This window comes from Reyranella sp. (genome assembly GCF_965228225.1).
GTDB lineage: Bacteria > Pseudomonadota > Alphaproteobacteria > Reyranellales > Reyranellaceae > Reyranella.
The window spans coordinates 3,364,101-3,384,528 of the sequence record NZ_OZ245801.1 but is presented as its reverse complement, the minus strand read 5'-3'; the positions used below and the strand labels follow the sequence as shown (position 1 = coordinate 3,384,528).

Here is a 20,428-nt window from a genome sequence, read left to right as displayed (position 1 = left end):
AAGGCGACGGACGACGCCCTTCGGCACCGGCTTCTGTTTTGCTTCTTCCGAGGTGGACCTACTTCGTGGTGGCGTCCCAGCGGCAGCCGCGATTCTTTTCGGTGATGATCAGTGTCCTCGGCGATTTGGAGGCGTCGGCAACGACGTCGAGGCGCACACCCGAGAGGGTGAAGACGCTGGTGTAGATGCCGGGGCTCGTCTGTTTAAGCGTATCGCTGACGCCGCCTGCCAGCTTGAGCTGGGCCTTGTCGCCCTGGAGAGTGACCGAGTGAACGCGCGAAAGCTGGGCGTCGAGACTGCGGCAGCCCGCCAGATTCGCGTCGGAGGCGGCCATGCGGAATTCGATGGGTGCACCCTGGGCGTAGACGGCCGACGCGGTCGTGCCGAAGAGCACCGCCGCAATGACAACTGATTTCATGGTGACTCCGAACGTCCGGACTGAGGGGGCGTGAACGTTTCGTGGGACAGCAGTGATCGGGCAATAATCGATGCGCAACAACGGTTCGGACGATGCGCCATTTGCATTGATACCGACTTGCCTATGGCAGGACGCTGCACTCTTTCCGTCATCGTCATTTCGGCCGGCGGCGCCGCAGGCGCGAGCGCCCACGTCGCCTGCAGCGTCCCTTCATTGGCCTGATCCGCCAAGCGTGCCCGTCTCGGAGCCGGACCCTGCTTATCCCTTCAGGCGCTGACCGCCGATGCGATGGTCTGTCAGGACCTCCGGGCGGAACGCCAGCCCGTGACCGGGCCGCTCCGGCGGCGACATGGTGCCGTCCTGCCCGGGCAGGACCGGCTCGATCCAGAGATCGTCGTTCCAGTCCATGTATTCGAGGTAGCTGGCGTTGGGGACCGAGGCGAGCACGTGGACCATCTGCTCGTGGAACAGGTGCGGCGCCAGGCGGATGCCGTAGGGCTCGGCCATCGACGCGATCTTGCGCAGCTCCGAGTAGCCGCCGCGCATCGGGTCGGGCTGCAGGATCGGCGTGCCGGCATGCTCGAAGAAGGGCCGGAGGTCGTTCCGCATGAAGTGGCTCTCGCCGCCGACCACGCGGGTCTTCAGCGCCGCGGCGATGCGGCGATAGCCTGCGAAGTCTTCCGCGACGACCGGCTCCTCCAGCCAGTAGGGATCGAACTCGTCGATGCGGTGGCCGGCCTGGATGGCGGTGTCGGCATCCCAGCCCATGTTGACGTCGATCATGATCTCGATGCCGTCGCCCATCGCTTCACGCATCGCCTTCACGTTCGCGACGTCCTCGCGCCATGGCCGGATGTGGGCCACCTGCATCTTGATGGCCGTGAGCCCCTGGGCAGTGAACTCCTTCGCCCGGCTGATCATGCCGTCTCGGCCGAGGCCGCGGAAACAGCCCGACCCGTAGGCCGGAATCTTCGTGCGCGCGGCGCCCCACAGGCGGAACAGCGGCAGGCTGGCGCGCTTGCCCACGATGTCCCACAGCGCCATGTCGACGGCGCTCTGGGCGGCCAGGGTTATACCCATGCGGCCCAGCCAGAAATTGTTCTTGTAGAGGGTCTGCCAGATGCCTTCGATCTCGGTGGCGTCGCGGCCGATCACGTAGGGCGCGACCAGTTCCTTCATGCAGGCGTCCAGCGTGTGCAGCCCGCCATGCAGCGGCATCAGGTAACTCATGCCGATCAACCCGCCCTGCGTCTCGATCTCCAGCACGAAGATCTCGCGCGGCCCCGGCGCCAGGATGCCGGCCGCCGGCGGCGACGACCGCCACGGCACCTGCAGGAGCGTCGTGCGCAGTTCGGTGATGGTGGTGGCGGTGGTCATGGCGATTCTTCCCCTGATCGTTCTCTAAGGATTAGGCTTACCGTCGAATGTCCGACGAACCTGGTGCCCACGTCTACATGCTCAAGCGCACCGATGGCCGTTACGAGATCGGTAGCACTGACCCGGAGATTGCGGTGCGATACAGGTGCTGGCGAAGAGGCGCACCTGAACCGATGCCGTTGCCCATCCTTCGAGACGGCGCTTCGCGCCTCCTCAGGATGAGGTCGTTTATCGTAGCTGCACGTCTAAAACTCACCTCACCCTGAGGAGCGGCCGCAGGCCGCGTCTCGAAGGGTGAGAACCCGCACGGCGTCTGCTGCGGGGGCTGCGGAGACCACAGAACGGTGAGTCCCCAAATAGGGATATGCCATCAACCCTATTTAAGGGCGCTCTTGACGCGCTCCTGCATAGGTTTATTCCCCCCGAACACTTCGACCTTATGATGCGCGCCTCAACGAGCAAGCCGACATGACCGACAACCGAGTCTATCTCTTCGATACCACCCTGCGGGACGGGGCCCAGACGCAAGGCGTCGATTTCACCGTGGCCGACAAGGCCGCGATCGCGCGTGAGCTCGACCGGTTGGGCATCGACTATATTGAAGGCGGTTGGCCGGGCGCCAATCCGACCGACGACCGCTTCTTCGCCGATCCGCCGGAATTCCAGAACGCCAAGTTCGTGGCCTTCGGCATGACCCGCCGGGCCGGCCGCAGCGCCGCCAACGATCCGGGCCTCGCCGCGATCCTGCAGACCAAGGCGCGCAACGTCTGCATGGTCGGCAAGACCTGGGACTTCCATGTCGACGTGGCGCTCGAGGTCGACCGGACCGAGTATCTCGAGATGATCTCCGACTCGCTCGCCTATGCGAAGACCCGCATGGACGAGACGATGTTCGACGCCGAGCACTTCTTCGACGGCTACAAGGCCAATCCCGACTATGCCATGGCCTGCCTGGCCGCAGCCGAGAAGGCGGGCGCGCGCTGGATGGTGCTCTGCGACACCAATGGCGGAACCCTGCCGTATGAGATCGAGCGCATCGTGGGCGAGGTCGTGAAGAAGATCCCCGGCGACAGGCTCGGCATCCACACGCACAACGACACCGAGAATGCCGTGGCCAATTCGCTGGCCGCGGTGCGCGCCGGCGTGCGCCAGGTCCAGGGAACGATCAACGGGCTGGGCGAACGCTGCGGCAACGCCAACATGATCGCGCTGATCCCCAACCTGGTGCTGAAGATGGGCTTCGACACCGGGTTGAAGGAGGGGGCGCTGCAGCGGCTCACGCACCTGTCGCGCCTGCTCGACGACCGGCTGAACATGCCGGCCAACCGCAGCGCGGCCTATGTCGGCACGCGCGCCTTCGCCCACAAAGGCGGGCTGCATGTATCGGCCGTCGAGAAGGACCCCAAGACCTACGAGCATGTCGACCCGGAAGTCGTCGGCAACCAGCGCATCATCGTCGTCAGCGACCAGGCCGGCCGCTCCAACATCATGGCCCGCTTCCGCCAGATCGGCCTCGAGGTCGATCCCAAGCATCCCGGCGTCGCCCGTCTGCTCGAGATCGTGAAGGACCGCGAATCCGAGGGCTATGCCTATGACGGCGCGGATGCGAGCTTCGAGCTGCTGGCGCGGCATGAACTGCACACGCTGCCCGACTATTTCGCGCTGCACAGCTTCCGTGTGCTGGTCGAGCGTCGCGTCAATGCGCGCGGCCAGACGGTGGCCATGTCGGAGGCCACGGTGAAGCTCGACGTCGCCGGCCGCCGCGCGATGGAAGTGGGCGAGGGCAACGGCCCCGTGAACGCGCTCGATGCTGCGCTGCGAAAGGCGCTCGTGCCCGTCTATCCCGAACTGGAGGACATGCGGCTGGTCGACTTCAAGGTCCGCATCCTCGATTCGGCAGGCGGTACGGCGGCGACGACGCGCGTCATGATCGAGAGCGCAGATGCGAAGGGACGGCGCTGGAGCACGATCGGAGTCTCGCCCAACATCGTCGACGCCTCCTACAACGCGCTCTACGACGCCCTCACCTACAAGCTCTTCCGCGACGGCGCCCGCCCGGCTCAACCTGCCTAGCTGCCATGCCACACCTGCCGGTTGACCTCCGGTAGGGCGGGGCAGACCATGTGAGCGTGCGAGACGGAGAGCATCTGGACACCCAGACACCGCCCATCGCGGCGGCCGCCCTGCGCCGTCCGCGACTGGGCGTTCGCGCGCTCGCGCGGGCCTTCATGTGGTCGCTGCCCGCAATCGTGCTGGCGGCCACGCTGCTGATCTGGCTCTCCTCGGGCGGCACCGTCACCACCGACAATGCCTATGTAAAGGGCGACCGCGCCCAGATCGCGACCCAGCTTTCGGGTCTCATCGTCGACGTTCCGGTGCACGAGAACGAGAAGGTCTCGCGCGGCCAGCTCCTGTTCCGGCTCGACGACCAGTCCTATCGGCATGCGCTCACGCGCATCGAAGCCGAGACCGAGACGGTGCGTGCCGAAATCCGCGGTCTGCGCGCCCAGTGGCGGACCAAGCGCGAGGAGATCAAGGCGGCGCTCAGCCAGCAGACCTTCGCCCAGGCCGAATTCGACCGGCAGGCGGAACTCGCCGAGAAGAAGGTCGCTTCCACCGCCAAGCTCGAGGAGGCCCGCATGGGCCTCGAGATCGCGCGCCAGCGCATCTCGGCGGCGCAGGAAGATCTGCAGAGGATCGAAGCGGCGCTGGCCGGCGATCCCAAGATTCGCGCCGACGACCATCCGCGCGTGCGCCAGATGATGGCGACGCGCGAGGAAGCGCTGCTGCAGCTGCGCCGCACCACGATCGAATCGCCGATCGACGGCATCGTCAGCAAGCGCCCGGTGCCGGGCAGCTTCGCCACCGCCGGCGTGCCGGTGATGGTGGTGGTGGCCGACAGCGATCTGTGGATCGAGGCCAACTTCAAGGAGACCGAGCTCACGCGCGTGCGGGCGGGCCAGAAGGTGCTGATCCATGTCGACACCTATCCGGAGTCCGAATGCTGGGGCACGGTGTCGAGCATCTCGCAGTCGACCGGCGCGGAGTTCGCCGTGCTGCCGCCACAGAACGCCACCGGCAACTGGGTGAAGGTGGTCCAGCGCATTCCCGTGCGTCTGTCCGTCGCCTGCCGCGAGGGCGATCCGCCGCTCCGGGTCGGCATGAGCACGACGGTCGCGGTCGAGACCGGCCACACGCGCTCGCTCGCCAGCCTGTGGGCCGGCTGGGCTAGGTCGCTCGGTCTCTCGAGCGCGTCCGCTTCGCCGAAGCCCTAGCCGATGGCGCCGGCCGTCGACCCGGCGGTCCTGCGCCGCCGCCGCCTCATCACCTTCACGGTGATGGCGGCCACGATCATGCATGCGCTCGACGGCACGATCGCCAACGTGGCGCTGCCGTCGATCCAGGGTTCGCTGTCGGCAACGCAGGAGCAGGTCTCCTGGGTCGTCACCTCCTATATCGTGGCCTCCGCCATCCTGACGCCGCTGGCCGGCTTCTGCGCCATGCGCTTCGGCCTGCGCCGGACGCTGGCGACCTGCGTGATCGGCTTCACCATCGTGTCGATGATGTGCGGTGCCGCGCAGACGCTCGACCAGCTCGTCCTGTTCCGGGCCCTGCAGGGCGGGTTCGGCGCGGCGCTGGTGCCGGTTTCGCAGGCCATCATGATGGATACCTACCCGCGCGAGGAGCAGGGCAAGGCGATGGCCATGTGGGGCGTCGGCACGATGCTCGGCCCCATCGCCGGACCCTCGCTGGGCGGCTGGCTGACCGACGAGTTCTCGTGGCGCTGGGTGTTCTACGTCAACCTGCCGGTCGGCATCCTGTGCGCGGTCGGCATCCTGGCTTTGGTGCGCGACAACGTGCACGGCGCGCCGCGGCGCTTCGACCTGATGGGCTTCACCCTGCTGGCGGTCGCGATCGGCTCGTTCCAGCTCATGCTCGATCGCGGCCACATGCTCGACTGGTTCGACTCGGTCGAGATCATCGGCGAGACGCTGGTGGCGGCCGTGGCCTTCGCCATGTTCCTGATCCACATGCTGACCGACCGCCAGCCGTTCCTGTCGCGCGACCTGTTCCGCGACCGCAACCTCACGGTCGGGCTCTGCTTCACGGCGCTTGCGGGCCTCGTGCTGATCGTGACGGCGACCCTGATGCCGCCCTTCCTGCAGCAACTCATGGGCTATCCGGTGTTCACGACCGGTGTCGTGCTGGCGCCGCGCGGTGCCGGGATGATGGTGGCGATGATGCTGGTCTCGCGCCTGATCGGCCGCATGGATGCGCGCCTCCTGATCGGGCTTGGCTTCGCGCTGGCGGCGCTCTCTCTCTACGACATGACGCTGTTCAATCTCAACGTGAGCGAGGGCCGCATCATCTGGAACGGCATCCTGCTGGGCTTCGGTCTCGGCCTCGTTTTCCCGCCGCTCACCGTTCTCACCTTCGCCACCCTGCCGCAGCGGCTGCGCACCGAGGGGGCGGCGGTGAACGCGCTGCTGCGCAACCTGGGCGCCAGCATCGGCATCGCCGTTCTGGTCTCGATGCTGGCCAGCAACACCCAGCAGAACCGCGCCGACATGGTCGAGAAATTCACGCCCTATCATCCCGGCTGGCCGATGAATCCCACCGGGGTGAGCCTCGATCCGACGCAGCTTGCGATCTGGGACGGCGAGATCACCCGCCAGGCCGCGCTGATCGGCTACCTCAACGACTTCCGAGTCATGATGATCTGCTCGCTGGTGCTGATCCCGCTCCTCTTCTTCATGCGTCGCCCGCCCCTTATCGCCGGGCGCTGACCACGCTATTAGGGCGGCATGGGACGCGCATCGAAGGGCCGCGACGTCGCCGCCGTCACACCGGCGGTCATCCTCGTGCGCCCGCAACTCGGCGAGAATATCGGCATGGCCGCGCGCGCCATGCTGAATTGCGGCCTGTCGACGCTCAGGCTGGTCGCGCCGCGCGACGGCTGGCCCAACGAACGGGCGCAACGCGCCGCCTCGGGCGCCGACATCGTGCTGGAGAAGGCGGAGGTGTTCGACAGCGTGGGCGAGGCAGTCGCCGACCTCGAGCATGTGGTCGCCACCACGGCGCGCAACCGCGAGCTGGTGCAGCGCATCCTGACGCCGCGCCAGGCCGCGTCCGAGATGCGCGGATGGATCGGGCAGGGCGACGGCGTCGGCATCATGTTCGGTCCCGAGCGGACCGGCCTCGAGAACGACGACATGGTGCATGCCGACACCGCCCTCTCGATCCCGCTCAATCCGCAGTTCTCCTCGCTGAACATGGCGCAGGCCGTGCTGCTGGTGGCCTACGAATGGACCGCCGCCGCGGATGCGACGCCGCCGGTGAGGATGGCCGACCATGCCGCCAGGCCGGCGACCAAGGAGGAGCTGCAAAGCCTGTTCGACCATCTCGAGCGCGCGCTCGACCAGTCGGGGTTCCTGCGGAACAAGGAGATGCGGCCTTCCATGGTGCTCAATCTGCGGGCGCTGCTGCAGCGCGCCGAGATGACGGAGCAGGAGGCGCGTACCTTCCACGGCGTCATCAAGTTCCTGTCCAAGAAACAGCACGAGGAATAGCCATGTCCACCACCGCCAAGATCACCTGGGTCGACGGTGCGCTGCTGGTCGCCGAAGGCGGCAGCGGCCACACCATCACCATGGATGGCGCCCCCGACATCGGCGGCCGCAACCTGGCCTCCCGGCCGATGGAAGTCCTGCTGATGGGGATGGGCGGCTGCACCGCGATCGACGTGGTCTCGATGCTGAAGAAGCAGCGCCAGGACATCGAGGGCGTCGAGGTCTCGCTGGTCGCCGAGCGGGCCGAGGACCATCCCAAGGTCTATACCTCGGTGAAGCTGGTCTACACGGTGCGCGGCCGGAAGCTGAACAAGGCGCTGGTCGAGCGCGCGGTCAGCCTGTCGGACGAAAAGTACTGTTCCGCCACCGCCATGGTGAAGAAATCGGCGGCCGTGACCCACGAAGTGGTGCTGGTCGAGATCTAAGTATTTGATATTGCAGGGTTAACGCCTGCTTGACTGGCCGGAAGCGGCCAGTATGTTCCCCGCTTCTTCCGGAGAACGTGGTTGAGGGCCGTTCGGGCTCTCCTCCCGCCCCGACAGATATGTCGGATTCAGGCCTATCCGGACAACACGGCGTACCCGCGAAGCGGGGCGCACAATGACGGAGTGCAGCGTGAGCAAGCGCGCAAATTCGAAGTACAAGATCGACCGCCGCCTCAGGGTCAACCTGTGGGGCCGTCCCAAGAGCCCGCTCAACAAGCGTGAATACGGTCCCGGCCAGCACGGCCAGGGTCGCACCAAGCCGACCGACTACCGCCTCCAGCTCATGGCCAAGCAGCGCCTCAAGGGCTACTACGGCTCGGTCAGCGAGCGCCAGCTCCGCCGCTATTATGCCGAAGCCGTCCGCCGCAAGGGCGACACCGGCGAGAACCTGGTCGAGCTGCTCGAGCGCCGGCTGGATGCGGTGATCTACCGCATGAAGTTCGCCATCACCGTCTTCGCTTCGCGCCAGCTGGTCAGCCACGGCCACGTCAAGGTCAACGGCCGCCGCGTGAACATCGCCTCGTATCAGGTGAAGGACAACGACGTCATCGAGCTGACCTCCAAGGCCAGCCAGATGGAGCGGGTCCTCGAGGCGACGCAGACCGCCGAGCGCGACGTGCCGGAATACGTGACGGCCGACCACAAGGACATGAAGGGCACCTACGTGCGCGGGCCGAAGCTCGCCGACGTGCCGTACCCGGTCCAGATGGAGCCCTCGCTGGTCGTCGAATACTACAGCCGCTGAGCGGCCGACCCTGAAGTGACGAAAAACCCGCCCGATTGTGGCGGGTTTTTTGCATCTGGAATCCCGCCGGAACAGCTGTTTCCGGCTATCGCCGGGCGGTGGGGGGGCTATAATCCTGCCGGGGCTTGGGGACTGGAGTCTTGGGAATGGGATTCGTCCGTGCGGCGGTCTTCGTGTCGATCGTTGCGATCGGTGGGGCGGCCTATATCTACCGCGATGATGTGATCCGGCAGGTCGGGCCACACATCGGCATGGGAACGGCTGCCAAGACGGCCGAGGCCCAGGCAAGCCCCGCTGCCGGCGCACAGCCGCAGGGACGCCGCGGCCGCCTCAATCCGGGCGGAGCGGTGCCGGTCGTGGTCATGCCGGTGACGCGCGAGGCCATGCCCGTCGTGGTGGACGCGGTCGGCACGGTGCAGTCGATCGCCTCCGTCCAGATCAAGCCCCGCATGGACAGCCAGATCATGAAGGTGAATGTCGAGGAGGGCGCTCTCGTGAAGGAGGGCGATATCCTCTTCGAACTCGATGCGCGCAGCCTCAAGGCACAGCTTGGCCAGATCGAAGCTCAGATCCGCAAGGACCAGGCACAGGTCATGCAGGCCCGGCGAGACCTGCAGCGCAACGAGGAACTCCTGTCGAAAAATGCCGGCACCGTGGTGCAGCGCGACAATGCAGGCACCAGTCTGAAGGCCGCCGAAGCGCAGCTGGAGGCCGACGAGGCCGCCAGGGCCAGCGTCCAGACCCTGCTCACCTTCACCGAGATCCGGGCCCCGGTCTCGGGCCGCATCGGCTCGATCGCGAACAAGGCGGGGGCCGTCGTGCGCACCGGCGACAACTCCGCCACCAGCACGCTGGCCACGATCAACCAGATCGACCCGATCTATGTCACCTTCGCCATCCCGCAGATCATCCTGCCGGATCTGCGCGCCGCGATGGCCAAGGGTCCGGTCACGGTCACGGCCATCATCGACGACACCAAGAAGCAGTCCGGCGAGATGGCCTTCATCGAGAACACCGTCGACCCGAATACCGGCACGGTGACCGCCAAGGCGCGCATCGGCAACGCCAACGAGCTGTTATGGCCGGGCCAGTTCGTAAAGGTGGAGATCGTGCTCGGCATCGAGTCCAATGCGATCTCGGTTCCCGCGAGCGCGGTCCAACTCGGATCGCAGGGACCGTTCGTGTTCGTCATCAAGGACGGCGTGGCCGAGCTCCGGCAGGTCGTCCTGAAGCGCACGCAGGACGGCCGGGCGGTGATCGGCAAGGGCGTCGAAAACGGCGAGCAGGTGGTGGTCGACGGTCAGCTCCGGCTGGTCCAGGGCGCATCGGTGACGATCCGGCCGCCGACGGTGGATCCGAACCGGCCCGCAGCGCCACCCCGCGGCTAGCCGATCTAGCGGAGGCGGGACGTGAACATTTCTGAACTTTGCATCCGCCGTCCGGTGATGACCATCCTGCTGATGGCATCGTTCGTCCTCGGCGGCATATTCGCCTACAAGCAGCTTCCGGTCGCGGCGGTCCCGAGGGTCGAGTTCCCGACCATTCAGGTCACCGCGCAGTTGCCCGGCGCCAGCCCCGAAACGATGGCCGCCTCGGTGGCCTCGATCCTCGAACGTCAGTTCTCGACGATCGCCGGCGTGACCACGATGACGTCGACGTCGTCGCTCGGGAACACCTCGATCGTGCTCCAGTTCGACCTGAACCGGAACATCGACGGCGCCGCCCTCGACGTCCAGTCGGCGATCTCGTCGGCCATGCGGCGAATGCCGCCCGAGATGACGACCCCGCCCAGCTTCCGCAAGGTCAATCCGGCCGACTGGGCGGTGATGTTCCTGGCGCTCAAGTCGAACCAGGCCCGGCTCTCGGACGTCGACGCCTTCGTCAACCGGGCGATCATGCCGCGCGTTTCGACCCTGCCGGGTGTGGCGCAGGTGCTGATCTTCGGCTCGCAGAAATTCGCCGTCCGCGTCCGCGCCGACCTCGACCAGCTTGCGGTTCGCGGGCTCACTTTGCAGGAGCTGCAGACCGCCGTCGTCAACGCCAACTCGAGCAAGCCGGTCGGGTCCATCGCGGACCAGAAGCAGAATGCGATCCTCGAAGCCACGGGGCCGATCAGCAAGGCTGCGGACTATATGCCGGTGATCGTTACCTGGCAGAACGGCGCGCCGGTTCGCATCTCCGACGTGGCGACGGCCATCGACGGCGTCGAAAACGACAAGGTCGCGAGCTGGCTCGACGGCACGCGCGCCATCGTGATGGGCGTCTATCGCCAGCCCGATGCCAACACGGTCGAGGTGGTCGATCGGGTGAAGGCGATCATCCCGCAGATCCAGGCCGAACTGCCGGCCGGAGTCGAGATCCACCTGCTGGCCGACCGGTCGAAGCCGATCCGCGAGGCCATCGACGACGTCGAGTTCACGTTGGCGCTGGCCGCACTCCTGGTCATCATCGCGATCTATTTCTTCCTGCGCAGTTTCCGCGCGACCATGATCCCGGCAATCGCGCTGCCGATTTCGGTCATCGGCACCTTCGCCGGCATGTATCTCTGCGGCCACTCGATCGACAACATATCCCTGCTGGCGCTGACCCTGGCCGTGGGCTTCGTGGTCGACGACGCGATCGTCATGCTGGAGAACATCGTCCGCCACATCGAGGCGGGCGAGAAGCCGATGGAGGCCGCGCTCAAGGGCTCCAAGGAGGTCGGCTTCACGATCGTCTCCATGACTCTGTCGCTCGTCGCGGTGTTCATCCCCGTGCTGTTCATGGGCGGCGTCGTCGGACGCATGTTCAACGAGTTCGGCCTTGTCATTGCCTTCGCCATCCTGATCTCGGGCGTCGTATCGCTGACCCTGACGCCGATGCTCTGCTCGCGCTGGCTGAAGCCGATCGACCATCACGAGAAGCACAATGCGCTCCTGCGCAGTTTCGAGTGGGGCTTCACGAAACTCACCAATGGCTACGGCTGGGCGCTGCGCCGCACGGTCGGCTATCCCCGGGTGGTGCTGGCGATCACCCTCGGCACCTTCGTTGTGACGGCAATGCTCTTCCAGGCGATCCCGAAGGGCTTCTTTCCGTCGGAGGATATCGGCCAGATCCAGGGCTCCACGATCGGGCCGGACGACGCGTCCTTCGACGCGATGGTCGCCCGCCAGTCGGCGTTGGCCGAAGTGATCCGCCGGGATCCCGACGTGGCCTCGGTCATGTCGACCGTCGGCGGCGGCAACGCTGCGGCCACCGTGAATTCCGGACGCATCTTCATCATGCTGCGCGACAAGCCCGAGCGCACGGACAGCGCCCAGCAGGTCATCGCCCGGTTGCGCCGGGCGACGGCGGCCGTGCCGGGCATCAACGTGTATTTCCAGGCCGCCCAGTCGATCAACATTTCGACGACGCAGAGCCGTGCCCAATACCAGTTCGGCATGCGTTCGAGCGATCTCAACCTGCTGCGCGAGTACGGCCCCCTGATGGAAGCGAGGATGCGCCGCATTCCCTCGATCCTCGACGTGAACTCCGACCTGCAGGTGCGCGCCCGCTCGGCCATGATCGACATCGACCGCGACACGGCCTCGCGGCTCGGCGTATCGGTCGATCAGATCCGGCTTCTCCTCTACTCGGCGTTCGGCACACGGCAGGTGTCGACCATCTATGCGTCGGACGACACCTACCAGGTGATCCTCGAAGCCGATCCGAAGTATGGCGACGCTGGCGACATCCTGCGGCGCCTGCAGGTCCGCACACCCAATGGCGGACTCGTGCCGCTGGATACTCTGGCCAAGCGCATCGACAAGCCGACGTCCCTGACGGTGAACCACATCGCCCAGCTTCCGTCCGTCATGATCTCCTTCAACCTGGCGCCGGGTGTGGCGTTGGGCGACGCCGTGCGCGACATCCAGGCGGCGGCGACGGAGGTCGGCCTTCCCGCCACCATCACGACCAGCTTCGAGGGCAGTGCCCAGGTCTTCCAGCAGGCGGTCGCCAATCAGGGCCTGCTGCTCTTTGCGGCGGTGCTGGTGATCTACATCATCCTGGGAATTCTCTACGAGAGTTTCATCCATCCGCTGACGATCCTGTCGGGGCTGCCCTCGGCCGGCATCGGCGCTCTCGCCACCCTGATGCTGTTCGGCATGGACCTGTCGGTGATCGCCCTGATCGGCGTGGTGATGCTGATCGGCATCGTGAAGAAGAACGCGATCATGATGGTCGACTTCGCGATCGAGCGGCGCGGGCAAGGGGCCGATGCCGAGACGGCGATCGTCGAGGCCGCGCTGCTGCGCTTCCGACCGATCATGATGACGACCGTTTGCGCCCTGCTCGGCGCCCTGCCGATCGCGGTGGGGCATGGCGCCGGCGCCGAACTGCGCCAGCCGCTCGGCATCACCGTGGTCGGCGGCCTGATGGTGTCGCAGCTCCTGACGCTGTTCATCACGCCCGTCGTCTACATGTGGTTCGACAGGCTCACTGGCATGAAGTTCAGCCCCGGCTGGGCGAGACGCTGGCGCACCAAGGGCCGCATGCCAGCGGCGCCGGCCGAATAGATTGTCAAAGAGAGTAGCGTTGCATGACTGACGAGATCGGCGCCTTCGTTCCCGGCCCACGCGTGCGCATCGAGGGCCGTGCCGGAGGCCCCCTGTCGGGCCTCGCCTTCGCCGCCAAGGATCTTTTCGACGTGGCGGGCGTGCCGACCGGCGGCGGCAATCACGACTGGCCCACGGGGCGGGCGATCCCCGACCGGCATTCCTGGGCGGTGCAGACGCTGCTCGATGCCGGCGCGACCCTGATCGGCAAGACCATCACCGACGAGGTCTCGCTCGGCATCCTGGGCGAGAACGCCTTCGACGGCACGCCGACGAACGTCCGCGCTCCTGGACGCGTGCCGGGCGGTTCGTCGTCGGGCTCTGCCGCCGCCGTGGCCGCGGGAATCTGCGATACGGCACTGGGCACCGACACGGGCGGCTCGGTGCGCGTCCCCTCGAGTTTCTGCGGCCTCTACGGGATCCGGCCGACCCACGGCCGCGTCGACGTGACGGGCATGCTGCCCCAGGCGCCGACCTCCGACACGACCGGCTGGTTCGCGCGCGACGCCGAGACCTTTGCGAAGGTCTGCGGCGTGATGCTGGGCGAGGAGATCCCGACGGCGTTGCCCTCGAAGCTCATCGTCGCGGTCGACGCTTTCGGCTTCGCCGATGACGATACGTCCGAGGCGCTGCAGCCGATGGTGAAGAAGCTCGCCGCCCTCATCGGTTCGAGCCGCGAGGAGATCATGGCGCCGCAGGGCCTGTCGGTATGGGCGCGCGCCCAGCGCACGCTGCAGCCCGCCGAAGCCTATGCGACGTTCAGGAGCTGGCTCGACGAGCGCAATCCGCGCTTCGCCTTTTCGGTTGCCAAGGCGCTGGTTGCCGGCTCGATGATCCCCGAGGGCGACAAGGTCTGGGCCAACCTGATGCGCCAGGAAGCGCGCAGCCGCATGAAGTACCTGCTGCCGCCGGGCACCATCCTCTGCCTGCCGACCACGCCGTTCCCGGCGCCGAAGGTCGGCCTGCCGCTGTCGGTGCTGGATCCGCTGCGCGACCGCATCACCTGCCTCTGTGCGCAGGGTGGGCTGGCGGGCTTTCCGCAGGTCAATCTGCCCGGCGCCACGACGGTTGACGGTCTGCCGGTCGGCCTGTCCATCATCGGCCCGCGCGGCAGCGACGCCACCCTTGTGGCCGTTGCCCGCGCGATGGAGAAGGCGGCGGGCTGATCGCGCCTTCGAGAAGGAGGCGTCTTGGCGAGCGAAAAGCAGAAGATGCTGGCGGGCGAACTCTACGTCGCGACCGGCGAGGAGCTGGCCGCCGACGCGCGTCGCGTCGCCGAGTGGATGGATCGGTACAACGCCTCGATCGCGGCCACGCAGAAGAACTATCCGGCGCTCTTGCGCGAGATGCTGGCCGAGGTGGGCGAGGGTGCCTACATCCGGCCGCCCTTCCATTGCGACTACGGCTACAACATCAGCCTCGGCAAGGGCGTGTTCCTCAACTTCAACTGCATCATCCTCGACGTGGTGCAGGTCACGATCGGTGACCGCACGCAGATCGGGCCCGGCGTCCAGATCCTCACCGCGGACCATCCGCGCGATCCCGCGCGGCGCCGCGCCGGCCTGGAATTCGGGCGGCCGGTGAAGATCGGCGCCGATGTCTGGATCGGCGGCGGCGCCATCGTGCTGCCGGGCGTCACCATCGGCGACGAGGTGATCGTGGGTGCCGGCGCCGTCGTCACCCGAGACGTGCCGACGGGTGCTACAGTCGTGGGAAATCCAGCAAGAGCGAGGTGAGCGTGACGGATCTGACGCCGAACATTCCCGAAGTCGTGGCCGAGGTGCGCGAGTTGTTCGAACGCTACGAGCAGGCGTTGATCGACAAGAACGTCGAGGTGCTCGACGCCACCTTCTGGGACAGCCCGCACACGATCCGTCTCGCCAACAACGAACACGGCTACGGCTTCGACCGCATCCATGCCTTTCGCGTCGCCCGTCCGCCGGGGCCCGGCAGCAAGGAGAAGCGGCTGCGCCTCGACATCGTCACCCTGGGCCGCGACATCGCGACGGTCTCGCTGGTCTATAAGGTGCGCGGCAGGGAGATGACCGGCCGGCAGACGCAGACCTGGGTGCGCCTGCCCGACGTCGGCTGGAAGGTCGTGCACGCTCACGTCTCGATGATCGCCGAAGAGCCGATCCACTAACGAACGCTTGCGAGGGAGGAAACGATGGCCCAGCCCGCCGAAAGCCTCGGCAATGTGATGAATCCCCATCCGGCGTGGGTGGCGAAGGTGAGCGAGCCCGCGCTCGAGCCCGACCTGCCGATCGTCGACCCGCATCACCATCTCTGGCAGCGCACCGGCAACGACTATCTGTTCCACGACCTGCTGGCCGACACGCGCACCGGCCATAACATCGTGGGGACGGTGTACGTCGACTGTCATTCGATGTACCGCAAGGACGGTCCGGCCGAACTGCGCTGCATCGGCGAGACCGAGTTCGCCAATGGCGTCGCGGCGATGAGCGCGTCCGGTCTCTACGGAGACTTGCGCGCCTGCGCCGGCATCGTCGGCCATGTCGACCTGCGCCTCGGCGAAAAGGCGGGCGACGTGTTCGACGCCCAGATCGCCGCCGGCAACGGCCGCTTCAAGGGCATCAGGCACCAGACCGGCTGGGATGCCGATCCAGGCATCCGCAACTCACGCAACGATCCGCCGCCCGAGCAGACCCGCGACCTGACCTGGCGGGAAGGCTTCCGCGAGCTGGCGAAGCGCGACCTGACGTTCGACGCCTGGCTCTACCATCCGCAGATCCTCGAGATCGCCGAACTGGCGGATGCCTTCCCCGGCACGACGATCGTGCTCGACCATGTCGGCGGCCCGCTGGGCTATGCCGGCTACGCCGGCCGTCACGACGAGGTGCGCGCGACCTGGAGGAAATCGATGGCCGAGCTGGCTCGCCGCCCGAACATCGTGGTGAAGCTGGGCGGCCTCGGCATGGCCATGGGCTTCTTCGATTTCTACCGTCGCCCGACACCGCCGGGCTCGGCTGAACTCACCGAGGCGTTCAGGCCCTGGGTCGAGACGACCATCGAGCTCTTCGGGGTCGATCGCTGCATGTACGAGAGCAACTTTCCCGTCGACAAGATCACCTCGGGCTACGGCGTGCTGTGGAACGCCTTCAAGCGGATCTCGTCCGGTGCATCGGCGTCCGAGAAGAAGGCCTTGTTCTCGGGAACGGCGACGCGCGTCTACAGGCTCGCGCTGTAGACACACCTGTCGTCCTTCGACGACGCCGCCCTCGCGTCGCTTCGCTCAGACCACGGGGGATGATGAAGGCGCCGCCAACAAGGCTCGTCGTCTCGACCGAAGCCTCGCGTAGCGAGGCGTAGCGGAGAGACCTTCTCTCTACGAATTGCCGGCTTTTAGTGGAGAGAAGGTCTCTCCGCTCCGCGCCTGCGGCGCTTCGGTCGAGACGACGGTTTGGCTTGCAAGAACCGTGTCAGGAAGACCGCGGCGCGTTTCGCCGGAGGAAGTTTCTTTTTCGTCCAGCAGCCCATATCGCACTGACACAGGCTGTGAACTCGCCCTAGAATTTTGGCCCTCGCGTTGTTCATTGGGGCCCATTCATGCGTCGTTTCCTATTATCCGCCGTCGCGGCACTTGCCACCGTGTCTGCCGTGCCGATGGCATCGGCCCAGACCCTGAAAGTGGTCATGCATTCCGACGTGAAGGTGCTCGATCCGATCTGGAGCGGCGCCTACATCACGCGCAATCACGGCTACATGCTCTACGACGTGCTGTTCGCCATGGACGAGAAGTTCCAGGTGAAGCCACAGATGGTCGACACCTGGACCACCAGCGACGATGGGCTTGTCTGGACCTTCAAGCTGCGCGACGGGCTGGAATGGCATGACGGCCAGCCGGTGACCGCGGAGGACTGCATCGCCTCGCTCAAGCGCTGGTCGGCGCGCGACGCGATGGGCCAGAAGATGGCGCAGGCCCTGAAGGAGTATAAGGTCCTCGATCCCAAGACCTTCCAGATCGTGCTGAAGGAGAAGTTCGGCGCGGTCATCGAATCGCTGGGCAAGCCCTCGGTGGTCGTACCCTTCATGATGCCCAAACGCATCGCCGAGACCGATCCGTTCAAGCAGATCGAGGAATACATCGGCTCCGGTCCCTTCGTGTTCAAGAAGGACGAATGGAAGCCCGGCGAGAAGCTCGTCTACACCAAGTTCGCCAAATACAAGCCGCGGTCCGAGCCGATGTCGGGTCTGTCCGGCGGCAAGATGGTCAACGTCGACAGGGTCGAGTGGCTCTCGATCTCCGACGCTGAGACCCAGGTCAATGCGCTGCTGAACGGCGAGATCGACTATCTCGAAGGCGTCTCCGCCGACCATCTGCCGCTGGTCGAGAAGGACAAGGGCATCCGCGTCATCAAGGGGCGCGTCTCCAACCAGTATGCCTTCCGGCCGAACTGGCTGCTGCCGCCGTTCAACAACGAGAAGGTTCGCCAGGCTGCCGCACTGGCCCTCAACCAGCAGGATTTCCTGCAGGCCAATATCGGCGACAAGCGCTTCTATCAGACCTGCAAGGCGATGTTCACCTGTGGCTCGCCGCTGGCGACGGATGCCGGCATGGCCGGGCTGGTCGAGGGTAATGCTGCGAAGGCCAAGGCCCTGCTGGCGGAAGCCGGCTACGACGGCACGCCGGTGACCCTGCTGGCGCCGACCGACCTCGGCGTGATCAAGCAGCTCGGGCCGGTGGCCAAGGCGCTGCTGGAGCGGGCGGGTTTCAAGGTCGATATGATTTCGATGGACTGGCAGAGCGTGATCGTGCGGCTGGCCAAGAAGGTGCCGGTCGCGGAAGGCGGGTGGAACGCCTTCTCGACGAGCTGGTCGCAGGTCGACATCCTCGATCCGCTGATGACGCCCTTCCTGATCGCCAGCTGCGACAAGGCGCGCTCCGGCTGGCCCTGCGACGAGGAACTCGAGAAGCTGCGGGACAAGTATGTGCAGGCGACGACGGAGGCCGAGAAGAAGGCCGCCGCCACCGCCGTCCAGGAACGCGCCATCAAGGTGGTGACCCACGTACCGCTCGGCGAATGGTTCGGTGTCAGCGCCGTGCGCTCGAATATCGGAACGATCAGCCCCCCGCCGCCCGTGACGGTATTCTGGGGGGTGTCGAAGAAGTAGGGGCATGCCCCGACTTTTGGGGGTGGGTTTGAGTTGAGTTGAGACTTTGGGTGAGCTCTGGGCGGATTGATCAGCTCAGAGTTCACTTTAACTGCCGGGGTTAGTGGCTCATCCGGCTCTCGCAGTTGGCGGCTCTTTCTGGCTTCTTGCATTAACGCCCTCAGGCCGTGCCTGAGTGGTGCCGGGATTGGCCTTCCAAAACAATGCCTTGCCACCATCTGTTAACGCGCCGAAAGCTGGCGGATGGCGGAGCCGTCTTTCCTCGGCGGGCGGTTTCCGCCCCACCGGATCTTCGCGGGATGGCTGGGCGAGGCACACTCGGCGCGATTGCTGGCCTATGCGCTCGCGGCCGAAGCCCGGTTCGCGCCGACCCGCCTGGCGCATGAGGGTACGGGGCGCCTCGAAGCGCTGACCCGACAATCCGCCGTCCTGAAGGATCTCGGTGCCTTTGCCGAGCCGCTGCGCCGCAAGGCGCTGGCCCTGCAGTCCGGGCTGGAGACGGATTTCGAGATGACGCACACGCCGCCCAACAGCACGCAGATGGAAGTGGTGGCGCATGGCGACGGCGCCTTCTACCGGCCGCACACCGACACGTTCACCGGCGACCAGTACACGCCCGGCGGCCGCCGGCGCCTCACCATGATCTATTACTTCCACCGCGAGCCCCGCCGCTTCACGGGCGGGCGTCTCCAGCTCTTCGACTTGGGTGGCGGCCAGACCATCGATGTCGAACCCACCCACGACAGCCTGCTCGTCTTCCCCTCGACGGCGCGTCACGAGGTCGAGCGCGTGTCCTGCCCCCAGGGCGCCTTCGGTGACGGTCGATTCGCCGTGAACATCTGGCTGTGCGGCTGACGGTTACTCCGCCGCCTGCAGCGCAGCCGCCTTTTCGGGGGACTTCTCGATCAAGCGGCCGTTGCGCTTGGCTGCATCTTCGGCTTCCCAGCGGATGGCGATCTCGGCCAGGCGGTCCATGACCTCGTCCAACTCGCCGCCGCGCTTGGTCAGCGAATAGGTGACCTTGGGCGGGATGGTCGCTTCGTAGTCGCGCTTCACCAGCGCCGCGCCTTCGAGAGTGCGCAGGCGCTCGGTCAGCATCTTGGCCGAGATGCCCGACACCCGGCGCTTCAACTCGCCGAAGCGCTGCGGCCCGTGGGTGCGCAGGTTGTAGAGGATGTAGGTCGTCCACGGGCCCATCAGCATGCGCAGGATGAAGTCCATCGGGCAGCTGACGCTTTCCTTGGCCTGGGCGGCGGTGGCAGGGGTCGACGTGCTCATGGAAAAAACCTTTAGGTTACGATTTGGTACCTACTGGAGAATATATAGCGGCCATCCCAGATGTTTCCAGTCACTTTGTGTAATCAACTGATCTCGGGAAACGATTCATTCGTTTCTCCAGTGAAATCAAGGAATTGGAAGTCGTCATGACCAATGTCGCCATCGTCTATCACTCGGGCTTCGGACATACTCAGGCGCTCGCCGAGGCTGTGGCCACCGGCGCACGAGCGGTTTCGGGCACCAGCGTTAGCCTGATCCCGGTAGCCGAGGCCGAGGCCCGCGCGGCCGAACTCGACGCCGCCGATGCCGTCGTCTTCGGCAGTCCGACCTACATGGGCGGCGTGTCGGCGGATTTTGCGAAGTTCAAGGACTGGACGTCCAGCCGCTGGATGGAGGGCAGGTGGCGCAACAAGCTCGCCGCGGGATTCACCGTCTCGGCCTCGTGGAACGGTGACAAGCACAACACGCTCTACCAGCTGCTCACGCTCGCGGTGCAGCACGGCATGGTCTGGGTCGGCCTCGGCCTGCCGCCGGGCAACAATCATTCGAAGGGATCGAGCGCCGACCTCAACCGGGTCGGCGCGTCGATCGGTGCGATGGCGCAGGCCAATGCCGATCAGGGTGTCGAGGGAATCGGCGCCAGCGACTTCAAGACCTTCGAGGCGCTCGGCCGCCGCATCGCCGAGGCCGCGCAGCGCTGGCATGAAGAGCCGCTCGCGCGGGCAGCTTGAGCGGCGCGAAGCCTCACGACCGCTCGATTGTCATCCAGAATCGCAGGCGAGGGACCTTCACCGTCAAGGCAAGGGTCCCTCGCTCCGTTCGGGATGACAGTGGTGCTGGGATCACCC

General features: G+C 66.1%; 18 protein-coding genes. 15 read left to right on the top strand and 3 right to left on the bottom strand.

Annotated elements, in window-relative coordinates; genetic code table 11:
- Nucleotides 1-58 precede the first annotated feature (58 nt).
- Both ACO07K_RS16400 and ACO07K_RS16395 read right to left on the bottom strand, forming a co-directional pair.
- Complete coding sequence (locus ACO07K_RS16400; protein ID WP_422029617.1) at nucleotides 59-418, bottom strand: hypothetical protein; 360 nt, start codon at nucleotides 416-418, stop codon at nucleotides 59-61.
- Nucleotides 419-676: 258 nt separating this feature from the next.
- Entirely contained in the window at nucleotides 677-1,795 is a 1,119-nt protein-coding gene (locus ACO07K_RS16395) for a mandelate racemase/muconate lactonizing enzyme family protein (RefSeq protein WP_422029615.1), read from the bottom strand.
- A 468-nt stretch (nucleotides 1,796-2,263) separates the two neighbouring features.
- Between ACO07K_RS16395 and cimA the strand changes: the two genes are divergently transcribed.
- The 14 genes from cimA (at nucleotide 2,264) to ACO07K_RS16325 (ending at nucleotide 19,157) form a co-directional block, all read left to right on the top strand.
- A complete protein-coding gene (gene cimA / locus ACO07K_RS16390) occupies nucleotides 2,264-3,868 on the top strand; it encodes a citramalate synthase (protein WP_422029613.1) in 1,605 nt (534 codons plus the stop codon).
- Between the two features lie 50 nt (nucleotides 3,869-3,918).
- A complete protein-coding gene (locus ACO07K_RS16385; protein WP_422029611.1) occupies nucleotides 3,919-5,070 on the top strand; it encodes an HlyD family secretion protein in 1,152 nt (383 codons plus the stop codon).
- A gap of 3 nt (nucleotides 5,071-5,073) precedes the next feature.
- Nucleotides 5,074-6,582 carry a DHA2 family efflux MFS transporter permease subunit gene (locus tag ACO07K_RS16380; protein WP_422029609.1) on the top strand — a complete coding sequence of 503 codons (1,509 nt, stop codon included), beginning with the start codon at nucleotides 5,074-5,076 and terminating at the stop codon, nucleotides 6,580-6,582.
- An 18-nt stretch (nucleotides 6,583-6,600) separates the two neighbouring features.
- Nucleotides 6,601-7,365 carry an RNA methyltransferase gene (locus ACO07K_RS16375; RefSeq protein WP_422029607.1) on the top strand — a complete coding sequence of 255 codons (765 nt, stop codon included), beginning with the start codon at nucleotides 6,601-6,603 and terminating at the stop codon, nucleotides 7,363-7,365.
- Nucleotides 7,366-7,367: 2 nt separating this feature from the next.
- On the top strand, nucleotides 7,368-7,790 hold the full coding sequence (locus ACO07K_RS16370; protein WP_422029605.1) for an OsmC family protein: 423 nt from the start codon (nucleotides 7,368-7,370) through the stop codon (nucleotides 7,788-7,790).
- A 190-nt stretch (nucleotides 7,791-7,980) separates the two neighbouring features.
- Nucleotides 7,981-8,595 carry a 30S ribosomal protein S4 gene (gene rpsD, locus ACO07K_RS16365; protein ID WP_298317368.1) on the top strand — a complete coding sequence of 205 codons (615 nt, stop codon included), beginning with the start codon at nucleotides 7,981-7,983 and terminating at the stop codon, nucleotides 8,593-8,595.
- A 146-nt stretch (nucleotides 8,596-8,741) separates the two neighbouring features.
- Nucleotides 8,742-9,983 (top strand): efflux RND transporter periplasmic adaptor subunit, encoded by a 1,242-nt coding sequence (locus tag ACO07K_RS16360; RefSeq protein WP_422029602.1) that lies wholly within the window; start codon nucleotides 8,742-8,744, stop codon nucleotides 9,981-9,983.
- Between the two features lie 21 nt (nucleotides 9,984-10,004).
- Nucleotides 10,005-13,130 carry an efflux RND transporter permease subunit gene (locus ACO07K_RS16355; RefSeq protein WP_422029600.1) on the top strand — a complete coding sequence of 1,042 codons (3,126 nt, stop codon included), beginning with the start codon at nucleotides 10,005-10,007 and terminating at the stop codon, nucleotides 13,128-13,130.
- A 23-nt stretch (nucleotides 13,131-13,153) separates the two neighbouring features.
- Nucleotides 13,154-14,335, top strand: a complete 1,182-nt coding sequence (locus tag ACO07K_RS16350) for an amidase (RefSeq protein ID WP_422029598.1) — start codon at nucleotides 13,154-13,156, stop codon at nucleotides 14,333-14,335.
- Nucleotides 14,336-14,359: 24 nt separating this feature from the next.
- On the top strand, nucleotides 14,360-14,905 hold the full coding sequence (locus ACO07K_RS16345) for a sugar O-acetyltransferase (RefSeq protein WP_422029596.1): 546 nt from the start codon (nucleotides 14,360-14,362) through the stop codon (nucleotides 14,903-14,905).
- 2 nt (nucleotides 14,906-14,907) lie between these two features.
- Nucleotides 14,908-15,312 carry an AtzH-like domain-containing protein gene (locus tag ACO07K_RS16340; RefSeq protein ID WP_422029594.1) on the top strand — a complete coding sequence of 135 codons (405 nt, stop codon included), beginning with the start codon at nucleotides 14,908-14,910 and terminating at the stop codon, nucleotides 15,310-15,312.
- 24 nt (nucleotides 15,313-15,336) lie between these two features.
- A complete protein-coding gene (locus tag ACO07K_RS16335; protein ID WP_422029592.1) occupies nucleotides 15,337-16,377 on the top strand; it encodes an amidohydrolase family protein in 1,041 nt (346 codons plus the stop codon).
- 359 nt (nucleotides 16,378-16,736) lie between these two features.
- Complete coding sequence (locus ACO07K_RS16330; RefSeq protein ID WP_422029590.1) at nucleotides 16,737-18,302, top strand: ABC transporter substrate-binding protein; 1,566 nt, start codon at nucleotides 16,737-16,739, stop codon at nucleotides 18,300-18,302.
- 243 nt (nucleotides 18,303-18,545) lie between these two features.
- Complete coding sequence (locus ACO07K_RS16325; protein ID WP_422029588.1) at nucleotides 18,546-19,157, top strand: 2OG-Fe(II) oxygenase; 612 nt, start codon at nucleotides 18,546-18,548, stop codon at nucleotides 19,155-19,157.
- A gap of 3 nt (nucleotides 19,158-19,160) precedes the next feature.
- Here ACO07K_RS16325 and ACO07K_RS16320 read toward each other — a convergent pair whose 3' ends face one another.
- Entirely contained in the window at nucleotides 19,161-19,580 is a 420-nt protein-coding gene (locus ACO07K_RS16320; RefSeq protein WP_422029586.1) for a winged helix-turn-helix transcriptional regulator, read from the bottom strand.
- A 146-nt stretch (nucleotides 19,581-19,726) separates the two neighbouring features.
- Here ACO07K_RS16320 and ACO07K_RS16315 point away from each other — a divergent pair, with 146 nt between their 5' ends.
- Nucleotides 19,727-20,311, top strand: coding sequence for a flavodoxin family protein (locus ACO07K_RS16315; protein WP_422029584.1), 585 nt, complete (start codon nucleotides 19,727-19,729; stop codon nucleotides 20,309-20,311).
- The last annotated feature ends 117 nt before the right edge of the window (nucleotides 20,312-20,428 follow it).